The following is a 14,159-nucleotide window of genomic DNA, read 5'->3' on the forward strand; positions in this document are numbered from 1 at the left end:
GAGAGGACGACGATGTCCAGACAATGGATCCGCGACGGCGCCGTAGCCGTCGCCGCGCTCAGCCTGGTGGCCGGCCTGACCGGCGGCGCCGGGCTCGACAGCTTCGCCGCGCTGGGCGCGGGCCGGTGCCCGCAGCTCTACGTCTCCCCGTCCGGGGACGACGACGGCAGGGGAACCGCCAAGGACCCGTGGCGCACGGTCGAGCGGGCCCGCGACCACGTCCGGGAGGCGGGCCTGAACCGTCCGGGGCGGATGAGGTGCGACATCACGATCAATCTCGCGGCGGGTGACTACCCGGTCACCGAGACGATCGAGCTGACCGAGGAGGACTCGGGCGCCGGCGGGAACCAGGTGGTCTACCGCAGCACCGACGGCCCCGGCGCGGCAGACCTGGTCGGCGCCGAGGAGGTCACCGGGTGGGAGCCGTTCCGGGACGGCATCTACCGGGCGAAGGTCGACACCGACGCGCCGTTCTACACGCTCTTCGTCGACGGCGAGCGGGCCACGACCGCGCGGCACCCGAACCGCACGTCGGCGGACACCCACGCGCCGTACCTGGTCTCGCGGCTCATCGAGCCGGAGAAGGAGGGGGTCCGGGACCAGATCGGCTACCACCCGGGCGACTGGGACGAGTCGGCCGACCTGCGGTCCTCCACGAGCTGGCCGGCTCAGGTGACCATCTGGTCGGGCGGCTCGTGGAGCTGGTTCACCGACACGGTGCCGATCAAGAACGCGGACACCGCGGACAGCGACAACAAGATCATCCTGGACCACTGGACGCGGTACGCGATGATGAACAGCCGCAGCGGGTCCCGGTACTTCCTGCAGAACTCGCTCAGCTTTCTCGACCAGGCCGGCGAGTACTACCTCGACCACGAGGCGGGGGAGGTTTACTACAAGCCGCGCGACGGCGCCATGGACGGCGTCCGGGTCATGCGGCCGACGGTCGCCAAGGTGCTCGACGTCAAGGGCGCCTCGCCCGAGGACCGGGCGCACGACATCACGTTCGACGGCATCGGCGTCCAGTACTCCGACTACCTCGGCTGGTACCGCGCGGGGTGGATCAGCGCGGGCGACTCGGGCGTGGAGCACAAGTACCCCGAGTACGACCGGCAGATCGAGATGCCGCGCAACCGGTTCGGCGCCGTCACCCTGGAGAACACGAGCGACGTCACGCTCACCGGGATGCACGTCCGGGACACCGGGTTCACGGGTGTCTACGCGCTGTTCGCCAACGACCACCTCACGGTCGAGAACAGCCTGTTCGAGAACCTGGGCGCGGACGGCGTCAAGGTCGAGGGCGGTTGGCCGGGCGAGGGCGACCTGTCGCACCACCACACCTTCCGCAACCTCTACATCCACCACGTCGGCGAGCTGGTGCCCGGCGACGCCGCCGGGATCGAGCTCATGAGCACCGGGGACAACACGGTCGAGCACGTCCAGGTCGAGCACTCCGCGCGCTACGGGATCAGCCTGGAGTCGCGCCCGGAGGTGGTCGACGGCGACCAGTACACCGACAACAACACCTTCCGGTACATCAGGATCGAGCAGGCGGGGCTGGACTCCGGCGACATGGGGGCGTTCTACACCTACGGCGTCGACAACCAGGAGCCGCACCCCGTCCAGAACACCGTGGACCAGCTGGTGATCGGCGACGTCATCCCGGACCCCGCCGGGGCCATGCCGGACAGCGGGACCCGCGGCGTCCACATGGACGCGGGCGGCTGCGCCTTCTCGTTCAGCAACATCGAGGTGGGCGAGACGACCGACCAGTCGTACCAGTCCTACCGGTGCAACGAGGTGAGCAACGGCAGCTGGGAGGACGACTTCGACGCCTCGCTGATGGAGTACGACAAGATCGGCGTCACCGACGCCTTCCCGTACCCGGTCCCGGAGTCCTGACCGTTCCGCCGGGCGGCCGCTGTCAGGCCGCCCGGCGGAACGTGCGGCGGTAGGCCGACGGCGTCACGCCCAGCGCCGTCGTCACGTGCGCCCGCAGCGACTGCGCCGTGCCGAACCCGCACCGCCGCGCGACCTGCTCGACGGGAAGCACCGTGGTCTCCAGCAGGGTCCGCGCGTGCTCGACCCGCTGGCGCGTGAGCCACTGGGCGGGGCTCTCACCGGTCTCGTCCCGGAACCGGCGCGTGAACGTGCGCACCGACATCGCGGCGTGCCGGGCCATCGCGGACAGCGTCAGCGGCTCGTCGAGGCGGTCCAGCACCCAGGCGCGGGTCGCGGTCGTGCCCGCGCCGCGGCCGCCGTCCGCCCCCGGCATGCCGGGTCGCTCGGCGGCCACCGGGCGCCGGATGTACTGCGCCTGGCCGCCGTCCCGGTGAGGCGGCACCACGGTGCGGCGCGCGACGTCCTGCGCGACGGCGGCTCCGTGGTCCCGCCGCACCACGTGCAGGCACAGGTCGACGCCGGAGGCGACGCCGGCCGAGGTCAGCACGTCGCCGTCGTCGGTGTACAGGACGTCCGGGTCGAGGTCCACCTGCGGGTACAGCTGCCGGAACCGGCCGCTCTCCGACCAGTGGGTCGTGGCGGGGCGGCCGTCGAGCAGGCCTGCGGCGGCGAGCACGAACGCGCCCGTGCAGATCGACATGAGCCGGGCGCCCGGCCGGATCCGGGCGAGCGTGTCGGCGAGCTCGGGCGAGAGCCGCGCACCGCCGCCGGCCGGGTCGGCGCCGTCCGGCCCGGAGGTGTGCGACGCCGGGACCACCACCGTGTCCGCCGTCTCCAGGATCTCCGGCCCGTGCTCCACCTGGACCAGCACGTCGGAGTCCGACCGCACCAGGCCCGGGCCGCCGGGCGTGCAGGTCACCACCTCGTACAGGGGCCGGCGCTCGGCGTCGCGGGCGATGCCGAAGATCCGGTGCGGGATGCCGAGCTCGAGCGGGATGAAGCCGGGCCGGATCAGGACGGCGACGCGATGCCGGCGCGGGGCTGGAGAGGAAGGGGCCGGGGAAGCGGTGCTCTGGGCCATGTCCCGATCATATGGCCGAAACCTAGCGTTGTGTGTCCTGCGGGCCACTGGCCCGGCCCGCGGCGCCCCCGCATGCTGATCCCGTGACCCAGACAGACGTCCCCGTGCCGGCGGGCCAGAACGCCGCGCAGACCCCGGGCGCCCCGCTCCGCACGCCGCGCATCCACCCCGCCTGGTGGGTGGCCCTGGTCAGCTTCGTGACCGTCATGTGCGCCGCGGCGTTCACGGCCGCGCCCGGCCTCTTCGTGGACCCGCTCAACGCGGAGCTCGGCTGGTCGCGCGCCACCATCGGGTTCGCCGTCGGCCTCCAGTCGGTGCTCTACGGGCTCACGGCGCCGTTCGCGGCCTCCCTCATGGACCGGTTCGGCATGCGCCCCGTGGTCAGCATCGCCCTCGTGGTGATCACGGGCGGCGCCCTGTCGACCGTGTGGATGTCGGAACCCTGGCAGTTCGTGCTCGGCTGGGGGCTCCTGGTCGGCGTGGGCAGCGGCAGCATGGCGCTCGCGTTCACGGCCACCGTGACGGGGCGCTGGTTCGTGGCGCGGCGCGGCCTGGTCAGCGGCGTGCTGACGGCGGCCACGGCGTCGGGCCAGCTCGTCTTCCTGCCCCTGCTCGCGTGGATCGTCGAGAACCAGGGCTGGCGCCCGGCGTCGGTCACGGTGGCCATCGCCTCGCTCGTGGCCATCCCGCTCGTCCTGTTCCTGCTGCGCGACCACCCCGCGGACCTGGGCCTGGCGCCCTACGGCGGCACCTACGCGCCCAAGCCCGCGCCGACGCGCGGCGCGGCCCGGCGCGCCGTCACCGCCCTGTTCGACGCCGCCCGCACGGGTCCGTTCTGGCTCCTGGCCGGGGCGTTCGCGATCTGCGGGGCGACGACGAACGGGCTGGTCCGCACCCACTTCGTGCCCGGTGCGCACGACCACGGCATGCCCATCACGGTCGCCGCGAGCCTGCTCGCCGTGATCGGGGTGGTCGACGTGATCGGCACCATCGGGTCCGGCTGGCTCACCGACCGGTTCTCCCCGCGCGTGCTGCTGGGCGTCTACTACACGCTGCGCGGCGTCGCGCTGCTGTTCCTGCCGTCGCTCATGGCCCCGCACGTCGAGATGCCGATGCTGTTCTTCATCGTGTTCTACGGGCTGGACTGGGTGGCGACCGTGCCGCCGACCCTCGCCCTGTGCCGCGAGTTCTACGGCGAGGACGCGCCGATCGTGTTCGGCTGGGTGCTCGCGTCGCACCAGGTCGGGGCCGGCGTGGTGGCCTTCGCGGGCGGCCTGGTGCGGGACATGACGGGCTCGTACGACGCCGTCTGGTACGGCGCGGGCGCGCTGTGCGCGGGCGCCGCGCTGATGTCGCTGGTGATCCGCCGCGTCCGGCAGACCACCCCGGACGCGTCTGCCGCGTGAGTCCTTCGGCGGACTCGTGCGTCCGACACGTCCGGCCGCCCTGCGGACTGCCGGGGCGGCGGGCGCGGGGCGGTCGTATTCTCCCGACCATGAGCACTGCCCAGCACCCGTCCGCCGCCGGCCTCGCGCCCGCCACCGTCGTCGTCTCCGCCGGGCGCCCGGCCCGTGCGCAGGGCGGGCACATCAACCCGTCCGTGCCGCTGAACTCGACGTACGTCTCGCGCGGCGTCGTCACCCCGGACGAGCTGTCGTACGCGCGCGGGGACAACGACGCCTGGCACCCGTTCGAGGAGGCGCTCGCGGCGCTGGAGGGCGGCGCGGCCGAGGCCGGCGCGGGCGGCGCGGCCGCTCCCGCCACGGCGATCCTGTTCTCGTCCGGGATGGCGGCCGTCGCGGCCGCGTTCTCGCTGGTGCCGGACGGCGGCACGCTCGTGCTGCCGCGGCACGCCTACCAGGCGGGCCTGGTGCTGGCGCGCCAGATCTCCGAGCGGCACGGCGTGACCCTGCGGTACGTCGACATCGCGGACACGGACGCCGTGGTCGCGGCCCTGGACGGCGCGGACCTGCTGCTCGTCGAGTCGCCCACCAACCCGATGCTGGAGGTCGCCGACCTGCCCGCCGTGCTGGGCGCCGCCCGTGCGGCCGGCGTGCGCTCGGTGGTCGACAACACGTTCGCGACCCCGCTGGGCCAGCGCCCGCTGGAGCACGGCGCCGACGTGGTGCTGCACTCGGTCACCAAGTACCTGGCCGGCCACTCCGACGTCGTGCTGGGCGCGCTGGTGACGCGCGACGCCGCCCTGGCCGCCACCCTGCGCGAGCACCGCACGCTGCACGGCGCGATCGCCGGGCCGTTCGAGACCTGGCTCGCCCTGCGCGGGCTGCGCACCCTGGCGCTGCGGTTCGAGCGGGCCCAGGCGAGCGCGGCCGAGCTGGCCCGCCGCCTCGCGGAGCACCCGGAGGTCGCGGAGGTGCGGCATCCCTCGCTGCCCGGCGACCCGGGGCACGAGCGCGCGAAGGCGCAGATGAACGGGTTCGGCGCGATCATCGGCGTGCGGCCCCGACCCCGGCCGGGTGCGGGGGACGCTGAGGCCGCCGGGACGGGACCGGCCGCCGTCGAGCGGGCGGACGCCGTCGTGGACGCCGTCCGCCTGTGGCTGCCCGCCACGTCGCTCGGCGGCGTCGAGTCGATGCTGGAGCGCCGCCGCCGCTGGGGCACCGAGGCGCACACCGTCCCGGAGGACCTGCTGCGCCTGTCGGTGGGCATCGAGGACGTGGAGGACCTCTGGCGGGACCTGGACGCCGCCCTCCGCGCCTGACCCGCCGTCGGTGGCGTGCGGTTCAGCGGGCCGGTCGGACCACCTCGCTGACTCGGCATGGTTGCCACGGCGAGTCAGCGAGGTGGTGCGGGTGATACCCCGTTACTCCAGCGGGCCCAGGAGGGACTGGGCCACCGTGGAGTGGGCGGCGTCGTCGCTGGACGGGTGGAAGATGCCCGCCAGCACGTCCCGGTACAGGCGGCCCAGCTCGGAGCCGTTGAAGTACGTGGAGCCGCCGGAGACCCGCACCGCCTGGTCGACGACCTCACGGGCGGCCTCGGTGACGCGCACCTTGAGCCCGGCGGTGGCCCGGAACCAGCCCGCACCGCGGTCCAGCGTGGGATCCGCCGCGGACGCGTCGAGGTCGCGGGTGATCCCGTCGATCTGGAGCCAGACGCTGTCCTGGGCCAGTGCCATGTCGGCGATGCGGCGCCGGACGTCGGGGTCCTGCGCGTAGGTCTTGCCCGTCTTCATCGACGTGCGCTTGTTCACGGTCTCGACCGCGAGCTCCAGCGCCCGGTCCGCGATCCCCGCGTACACCGACGAGAGCAGCACCTCGAACGACGTGAAGATGCCCAGCACGTACGGGTCCAGCGACGGGCCCGGCGGCAGGAGGCGCAGCACGCGGTCGGCGGGCGCGTGGGCGCCGTCGAGCACCGTGGAGCGCGACTGGGAGGCGCGCATGCCGAGGGTGTCCCAGTCGTCGAGGATCTCGAACCCGCCGCCCTCGCGGGTGATGAAGGCGTGCACCAGGCGCGGCGCGCCGTTCCGGCCGTGGCGCAGCACGCCGGGCTTCTCGAGGCCGAGCACGCCCAGCCGCGTCCAGGCGGGGGAGTTGGACGTGAAGATCTTCCGGCCGTGGAAGGTGTACCCACCCGAGCCGTCGGGACGGGCCTCCGTGCGCGAGCCGAGGAGCACCAGGTCGTTGCCCGGCTCGGAGTAGCCGAAGCCGAATACCTCGCCCGACGCCGCCTCCCGCAGCAGCCAGTCCAGCGACGAGTCGCCGCGCTCGTGCAGGTAGCGGCCCACGCCGACCCAGACGTGGTGCATGTTCACGGCCAGCGCCGTGGCCGGCGCGTGCGCGGCCAGGCGGGCCTGCTCGTGGGCGGTCTCCTGCAGCGTGAGCCCCGTGCCGCCGAAGGCCGTGGGGACCATCGCGCCGAGGTAGCCGGACGCCTGGAGGTCGGCCAGGTCCTCGGCGAAGTAGGCGTTGTCCCGGTCGTAGTCGGCGGCACGTTCGCGAATGTCGGCGAGCAGCTCGCCGGACAGGAGATCGGTCACGTCACGAGGCTAACCCTGTGAGGGGCCGGGGCGGTGCTGGTTTTCGGCTGGAAGTGCGGTGAGTATCGCTGTTGGGTGAATTGTGCCGAGAATCGTGGGTTGCAGCCGGCGGGCGCGCACGGCCGCGTAGAGCTCGGCGGCGGCGCGCGGGTCGTTGACGTCGCGGCCGGTCAGGTCGGCGACGCGCGCCAGCCGGTTGAGCACCGTGTTGCGGTGGCAGTGCAGCGCCGCGGCGGCCCGGGTGCCGGACCCGCCGTGCTCGAACCACGCCTCGACGGTGGCCAGGAGCAGCTCCTCGTCCCGGGGGTCGCGCTCGCGGAGCCCGCCGAGGACGGCGAGGGCGAGCTCGCCGGCGCGCCCGTCGTCGGCGGCCAGCAGCGCGTCCAGCGGGCGGTCGCCGAAGCGGGAGAGCCCGGCCTGGCCCGGGGACAGGGACCGCACCGCGGTGCGGGCCTGGGCGAGAGCGGCCGGCGCCTCGGCGAGGCTGGTGAACGGGCGGCTGGCTCCGGTCCGGGTGCCCGCGGCGAGACCGGCCAGCGCCTCCTGGGCGTCCGGGGAGGTGGGGGCGGCCACGAGCGTGAGCCGGTCGCCCTCGTGGATCAGCCAGCGGGTGGTCACCCGGGCGGCGTCGGACGCCGCGGCCGGCGCCACGCCGGACCTCGGACCCCGCGCCGCACCCGCCGTCGAACCCGGCACCCCGCCCGACGCCGGACCCTGCGCCGTGACCGCGACCACCAGCATCACGTCGGCGGGCAGCCCGAGGGCGCGCCGCGCGGTCTCCAGGTCCTGGACGACGCCGGTCAGGATCCCGCGCAGCAGCTCGGTGCGGGCCATGCTCTCGCCGAAGCCGGCCGCGGCCTCCAGATGGCTCCGGACCGCGACGTTCGACGAGCGGTCGATCGCGGACCAGACCCGCGAGGAGGCCCGCAGCAGGGCGCCGGTGTCGGACGGGTGGCGCAGCCGCCGGGCGAGCTCCTCCCAGATGCGCAGCCCGGCCAGCCGGTAGGCGTCCTGGAGCAGGTCGAGCTGGATGCCCTCGGCGGCTGTGACCCGGCCGGTCTCCCGGGCAGGTGCGAGCGACGAGGTCTCACCGGCGAGGGCGGTGAGGATCTCCGCGATGTTGGCCCGGACCAGCGGTTGGACGACGGCGGCGGGGAGCCGGGTCTCGCTGTACACGGGCTCCGCGTGCAGGATGCCGTCGGCCACCTGTTCGCTCAGCAGATCCAGGGCGTCGCGGAGGTCATGACGCCCAGTCGCGGCGATGTCCGACATGCCAGGCAGCCTAGTCGCGGCGTCCCGGTTGTGCATCGAAGGTCGAAATGTAAAGGCGCGACGGGGTCTCGCCCTGGACCGGCTCCGACCCCTAGGCTATTGGAGCGCCGGTCAGCGAGGACCGGCGTGTCGGTCGAGCAGGCAGAGTGCGGTCGAAGGAGACAGCGGATGAGCGTGACGGACGCGCAGGCCACCACCGGGCGCGAGCTCGACCAGGCGGTCGACGAGCTCAAGGTCGGCGCGGAGCGGTGGGCGCAGCTGCCCGTCGCGGACCGGGCGGCGCTGTTCCGGAAGGTCCACTCCGCGGTCGTCGACGTCGCCCACGAGTGGGCCACCGTCGCGGCACGGGCGAAGCACATCGACCCGTCCGCGCCGTACGCCGGCGAGGAGTGGATGACCGGACCGTACGGGGCGCTGGAGAGCGCCGCGGCGTACGCGCGCTCCTACGAGGCCCTCGCGGCGGGCCGGTCGCCGGCCGAGGGCGTCCGGGTCGGCACGGCCCCGGGCGGCCGCGTGGCGGTCAAGGTGCTCCCGCGCACCGCCCAGGAGTGGGTGCTGTTCAACGGCTTCCGGGCCGAGGTCTGGATGCCGCCGGGCGTGGGCGAGCACCAGGTGCGCACCGAGGCGGGGCTGGGCGCCGGGAAGGTCGGCGAGTACGGCGGGGTCGGGCTCGTGCTGGGCGCCGGCAACATCTCGTCGATCGCCCCGCTGGACGCGTTCTACGAGCTGGTGGCGCACAACCGCGCCTCCATCGTGAAGCTCAACCCCACCTTCGGCGCGCTGCTCGACGTGTACCGCCGCGCGCTCGCGCCCTTGATCGAGGTCGGCGCGGTCCGGGTCGTCACCGGGGACGGCGCCGTCGGGGCTTACCTGACACGGCACCCCGGCATCGACAAGGTGCACATCACCGGCTCCGCCGCGACGCACGACGCGATCGTGTGGGGCACCGGTGACGAGGCCGAGCTGCGCCGGGCGGCCGACGACCCCCGGCTCACGGTGCCGATCACGAGCGAGCTGGGCGGCGTCGCGCCGGTGATCGTGGTGCCCGGGCGGTGGAGCGCCGCCGACCTGCGGTTCCAGGCCGAGCACCTGGTCTCGATGCGGCTGCACAACGCGGGCCACAACTGCATCGCGGGCCAGGTCGTGGTGCTGTCGGCGGACTGGCCGCAGAAGGACGACTTCCTCGCCGAGCTGCGCGCCGCGCTCGCGCGGATGCCCGCCCGCGACCCCTGGTACCCCGGCACGGCGGCCAAGGTCGCCCGCGCCGACGACACGCACCCGGACGCCGAGCACCTGGCCGGCCGGATCCTGATGGAGGTGGCCGCGGGCGACCCGGCGTGCTCCGACGAGTACTTCGCGCCCGTGCTGGCGTGGACGCAGCTGGCGGGCACGGGCGCCGAGTTCCTGCGCGCCGCCGTCGGGTTCGCCAACGACTCCCTGTACGGCACCCTGGGCGCCAACGTGGTGGTGCGGCCGCAGGACCGCCGGGCGATGGGGGCCGCGTTCGACGACACGATTGCCGACCTGCGCTACGGCACCGTCGCGATCAACGCGTGGACCGGCGTGGGCTTCCTCCTGCCGGGCGCGACGTGGGGCGCGTTCCCGGGGCACACGGTGGCCGACGTCGGCTCGGGGATCGACGTGGTGCACAACGGGAACCTGCTGTCCGGACCCGAGCGGACCGTCGTGACCGGGCCGTTCCGCCCGTTCCCGCGCAGCGTGCTGCACGGCGAGCTCTCGCTCTTCCCGAAGCCGCCGTGGTTCAGTGGTTCCCGGAGCGTGACGGACACGGGCCGGCAGCTCACCCGCTACGCGGCGGCGCCGTCGTGGGGGCGGCTGGTGCCGGTCCTGCTCGCCGCGTTCCGTGCCTGACGAACCGAGGGAGACCGACGATGGTGATCCGCAGCCCGCTGCCCGACGTGGAGATCCCGCCCGTCAGCGTGTACGAGTACCTGTTCGGCACGATCACGGACGCGGAGCTGGAGCGTGTCGCGGTGGTCGACGGCGTCAGCGGGGCGGCCACCACGTTCCGCGCCCTGCGCGACCAGATCGACGCGGTGGCGGGAGCCGTGGCGGCGCGGGGGTTCGGGGTGGGTGACGTCGTCGCCCTGCACGCGCCGAACGTCCCGGCCTACGTGACGGTGTTCCACGGCCTGCTGCGCGCCGGGGTCACCGTGACCACCGTCAACGCGCTGTCCAGCGCGCCGGAGATCACCAAGCAGCTCGCCGACTCCGGCACGCGGCTCATGATCACCGTCTCGGCGCTGCTCGCCGCGGGGGAGGACGGGGCCCGGGACGCGGGCCTGCGCGACGACCAGATCGTGGTGCTGGACGGCGCGGAGGGCCGCACCTCCCTGGCCGACCTGCTCGCCGACCCGCGCCCCGCCCCCGACGTGACGTTCGACCCGGCGACGCACCTCGCGGTGCTGCCGTACTCGTCGGGCACGACGGGCCGCCCCAAGGGCGTGATGCTCACCCACACCAACCTGGTGGCGAACGTGGCGCAGTCCATGGCCATCGGCGTGGGGTCGGACGACGTGGTGCCGTGCGTGCTGCCGTTCTTCCACATCTACGGCATGACGGTGCTGCTCAACCTGGCCCTGCGCACCCGCGCCCGGCTCGTGACGCTGCCCCGGTTCGACCTGGCCCAGTACCTGGGCGTGATCCAGGAGCACCGGGCGACCTTCCTGTTCGTGGCGCCGCCCATCGCGCTCGCGCTGGCGAAGCACCCGCTGGTCGACTCCTACGGCGTCTCCAGCGTGCGGGCCGTGCTGTCGGGGGCCGCGCCGTTCGGCGAGGGCCTCGCGGGGGCCGTGCGCGACCGGCTCGGCAAGCACGTGCGGGTGCTGCAGGGCTACGGCATGACTGAGATGTCACCCGTCTCGCACTGCATCCCGTTCGACCGCGCGGACATCCCGTCCGGGTCGGTGGGGCTGCTCGTGGCGGGCATGGAGGCCAGGATCGTCGACCCGGCGACGGGCGCGGAGATCGAGCAGCCCGCCGACGGCGTCTCCGGACCCGGCGAGCTGCTGTGCCGCGGGCCGAACGTGATGGTCGGCTACCTCGGCAACCCGGAGGCGACGGCGGCCACCCTGGAGGCGGACGGGTTCATGCACACGGGGGACATCGTCACGGTCGACTCCGGCGGCGTGTTCCAGGTCGTGGACCGGCTCAAGGAGCTCATCAAGTACAAGGGCTACCAGGTGCCGCCCGCGGAGCTGGAGGCGCTGCTGCTGTCCCACCCGCAGATCGCGGACGTCGCCGTGATCGGGCTGCCCGACGAGGAGGCCGGCGAGATCCCGAAGGCGTTCGTCGTGCCGGTGGCCGGGGCGTCGCTGACCGAGGCCGAGGTCATCGCGTTCGTCGCTGAGCAGGTGGCCCCGTACAAGAAGGTGCGCTCGGTCGAGTTCATCGAGGCCGTGCCCAAGTCGGCGTCGGGCAAGATCCTGCGCAAGGACCTGCGGACGACGGCGGGGTAGCCGCGCGGGCCGGCCCGCTCTCCGGATGCCGACCGGGTGCGCCGGTGCCACGATCGAGGCACCAGACACGGGTGCGGACACGGGGAGCGGCCATGGCAGACTCCCCGCACCGGGGCCGGGTGCTCGGCGCGCTCGTCCCCGAGAGCCAGCGGCGGGACCTGCCCGAGGTCACCGACCGGCTCGACCTCGACAGCGGCGACACACGCGCCAAGCGGTCCGCCTTCTGGGTCATGCTGGTGCTGTCCGGGACGATCGCGGTCTCCGGCGTCGCCACGGACTCGACGGCCACGGTCATCGGCGCCATGATCATCGCGCCGCTCTCGACGCCGATCCTCGGGATCGGGCTCGGCATCGTCACGGGGCGGCGCCGCCGGATCGTGCGGTCCATCGCGTACGTGCTCGGCGGTATGGCCGTCGTCGTCGTGCTCGGCCTGCTCGTGGCGCTCGCGCTGCCCGCGACGTCGGACGTCACGTCCAACTCCCAGGTGACGGGGCGCACCTCGCCCGGTGTGGGAGACCTCGTCGCGGCCTTCGCCACGGGGTTCGCCGGGGCGATCGCGCTCGCGCGCCGGGACCTCGCCGACGTGCTGCCGGGCATCGCCATCGCCATCTCGCTCGTCCCGCCGCTGGGCGTGGTGGGCGTGTGCCTCGGCCAGGGTCAGGCCTCGCTCGCGCTCGGCGCGCTGCTGCTGTTCGTCTCGAACGCCGTCGCCCTCGTCATCGCGGCGACCGTGGTGTTCTCGGGCGTCGGGTACGTCCAGGACGCCCGCGAGGCGCGGCAGGGGTCGCCGGCCCCACGGCGGCGGACGGCGGTGGTCGTCGCGCTCGTCGCGGTGCTGGTGGTCGCCGTCCCGATGGTGGCGAACACGGCGCAGGCGGCGCTCGCGGAGCTCTGGCTGAGCCAGGTCCGCACGGCCGCGCAGGAGTGGGCGGGGCCCGACGCAGAAGCCACCGTCGAGGACGTGTCCTGGCAGGCCCAGGACCTGGTCGTCGAGGTGCGCAGCCCGGACGCCGTGCCCGACGTCGCGCCGCTGCAGGAGCGGGTGGACGCCATAGTCCCCTGGCAGCCGGAGGTGGTCGTGCTGCACACCGTGGGCGAGCGGCTCGCGACGTCGGACGGCGGGTGAGCCGGTGGTGGGGCAGGGCGGGGTACGACGGCGTCCGGCGGCGCGCCGTTCCGGTAGGGTCGGGCGCGATGTCGCACCACACTCCTGAACCAGCCTCCGCCGGGGATTCGACGAACCTCGTGCCGACGCCGGGCGCTGCCCGCAAGACCCGCGTCGTGATCCTGTTCGGCGGCCGCTCCGGCGAGCACGGGATCTCCGTCGCCACGGCCGGCGGCGTCATGGGCGCGATCGACCGCTCGAAGTACGAGGTGGTGCCCGTCGGCATCACCCCGAACGGGCAGTGGGTCATCGCGGCCGACGAGCCCGAGCGCTGGGCGATCACCGACGGCAAGGCGGCCGAGGTGCCGGCGTCGGCCGCCGAGGTGGTGCTCCCGCTGACCGTGGGCGACTCCGCGCTGCGCGTGCTGGAGCCGGGCCAGGCCCCGTCCGCCCTGGCGGACGTCGACGTGGTGTTCCCGCTGCTGCACGGGCCGTACGGCGAGGACGGGACAGTCCAGGGCCTCCTGGAGCTCGCCGACGCGCGGTACGTCGGGTCCGGGGTGCTGGCGTCCGCCGTCGGCATGGACAAGCACTTCATGAAGATGGTGCTCGCCGGCCACGGCCTGCCGATCGGACCGTACGCCGTCATCAAGCCGGGCGACTGGGACGACCGCCGGGACGTCGTGCTGCAGACGATCGAGCCCCTGGGCCTGCCCCTGTTCGTCAAGCCGGCCCGCGCAGGCTCGTCGCTCGGCGTCTCCCGCGTGGACTCGCTGGACGAGCTGGACGCCGCCGTCGCCGAGGCGCGCCGGCACGACCCCAAGGTGATCGTCGAGGCGGGCATCGTGGGTCGCGAGATCGAGTGCGCGGTGCTCGGCGGCCGCGGCGGGGAGCGCCCGCGGGCCTCCCTGCCGGGCGAGATCGTGGTCACCGACGAGACCAAGAACGGCTTCTACGACTACGAGGCCAAGTACTTCGACGAGTCCGCGGTGCAGCTGACCTGCCCGGCCGACCTGCCGGACCACGTCATCAAGGAGGTCCAGGAGATCGCCGTGCGGACCTTCGAGGCCGTGGGCGCCGAGGGCCTCTCCCGCGTGGACGTGTTCGTCACCCCCGACGACGAGGTGGTCGTCAACGAGATCAACACCATGCCGGGCTTCACGCCGTTCTCGATGTACCCGCGCATGTGGGACGCGTCCGGCGTGCCCTACCCGGAGCTGATCGACGAGCTGATCCAGCTCGCCCTCGAACGGCCCACCGGCCTGCGCTGATCGCCTGTACTCTGCCTCTCACCACCACTGTCCGGAATGTCGGAC

Annotated in this window: 10 protein-coding genes; 7 read left to right on the top strand and 3 right to left on the bottom strand. The window is 73.8% G+C overall.

Annotated features, from left to right (window positions below; all coding sequences use genetic code 11):
• Positions 1-12: 12 nt before the first annotated feature.
• The gene (locus tag ACIPN7_RS19545; protein WP_400545919.1) at positions 13-1,902 is read left to right on the top strand and encodes a right-handed parallel beta-helix repeat-containing protein; all 1,890 of its coding nucleotides are present in this window, start codon (positions 13-15) and stop codon (positions 1,900-1,902) included.
• A 22-nt stretch (positions 1,903-1,924) separates the two neighbouring features.
• On the opposite strand, the gene ACIPN7_RS19550 is transcribed toward ACIPN7_RS19545, so the two are convergent.
• Positions 1,925-2,983 (bottom strand): GlxA family transcriptional regulator, encoded by a 1,059-nt coding sequence (locus tag ACIPN7_RS19550; RefSeq protein WP_400545922.1) that lies wholly within the window; start codon positions 2,981-2,983, stop codon positions 1,925-1,927.
• Between the two features lie 83 nt (positions 2,984-3,066).
• Between ACIPN7_RS19550 and ACIPN7_RS19555 the strand changes: the two genes are divergently transcribed.
• Positions 3,067-4,389 carry an MFS transporter gene (locus tag ACIPN7_RS19555; RefSeq protein WP_400545925.1) on the top strand — a complete coding sequence of 441 codons (1,323 nt, stop codon included), beginning with the start codon at positions 3,067-3,069 and terminating at the stop codon, positions 4,387-4,389.
• An 89-nt stretch (positions 4,390-4,478) separates the two neighbouring features.
• Positions 4,479-5,705, top strand: coding sequence for a trans-sulfuration enzyme family protein (locus tag ACIPN7_RS19560; RefSeq protein ID WP_400545928.1), 1,227 nt, complete (start codon positions 4,479-4,481; stop codon positions 5,703-5,705).
• A 102-nt stretch (positions 5,706-5,807) separates the two neighbouring features.
• Here ACIPN7_RS19560 and ACIPN7_RS19565 read toward each other — a convergent pair whose 3' ends face one another.
• Both ACIPN7_RS19565 and ACIPN7_RS19570 read right to left on the bottom strand, forming a co-directional pair.
• Positions 5,808-6,986, bottom strand: coding sequence for an acyl-CoA dehydrogenase family protein (locus ACIPN7_RS19565; RefSeq protein ID WP_400545931.1), 1,179 nt, complete (start codon positions 6,984-6,986; stop codon positions 5,808-5,810).
• A gap of 9 nt (positions 6,987-6,995) precedes the next feature.
• On the bottom strand, positions 6,996-8,258 hold the full coding sequence (locus ACIPN7_RS19570; RefSeq protein ID WP_400545934.1) for a PucR family transcriptional regulator: 1,263 nt from the start codon (positions 8,256-8,258) through the stop codon (positions 6,996-6,998).
• A gap of 168 nt (positions 8,259-8,426) precedes the next feature.
• Between ACIPN7_RS19570 and ACIPN7_RS19575 the strand changes: the two genes are divergently transcribed.
• The 4 genes from ACIPN7_RS19575 to ACIPN7_RS19590 all read left to right on the top strand — a co-directional run bounded on the left by ACIPN7_RS19575 (position 8,427) and on the right by ACIPN7_RS19590 (position 14,114).
• On the top strand, positions 8,427-10,130 hold the full coding sequence (locus ACIPN7_RS19575; protein ID WP_400545937.1) for an aldehyde dehydrogenase family protein: 1,704 nt from the start codon (positions 8,427-8,429) through the stop codon (positions 10,128-10,130).
• A gap of 20 nt (positions 10,131-10,150) precedes the next feature.
• The gene (locus tag ACIPN7_RS19580; protein WP_400545940.1) at positions 10,151-11,737 is read left to right on the top strand and encodes an AMP-binding protein; all 1,587 of its coding nucleotides are present in this window, start codon (positions 10,151-10,153) and stop codon (positions 11,735-11,737) included.
• A gap of 92 nt (positions 11,738-11,829) precedes the next feature.
• Positions 11,830-12,864: a TIGR00341 family protein gene (locus tag ACIPN7_RS19585; protein WP_400545943.1), complete on the top strand. Its 1,035-nt coding sequence runs from the start codon at positions 11,830-11,832 to the stop codon at positions 12,862-12,864.
• Positions 12,865-12,932: 68 nt separating this feature from the next.
• Complete coding sequence (locus ACIPN7_RS19590) at positions 12,933-14,114, top strand: D-alanine--D-alanine ligase family protein (RefSeq protein ID WP_400545946.1); 1,182 nt, start codon at positions 12,933-12,935, stop codon at positions 14,112-14,114.
• Positions 14,115-14,159 lie beyond the last annotated feature (45 nt).

The organism is Promicromonospora sp. NPDC090134 (assembly GCF_044746965.1).
In the GTDB taxonomy this organism is placed as follows: Bacteria; Actinomycetota; Actinomycetes; order Actinomycetales; family Cellulomonadaceae; genus Promicromonospora.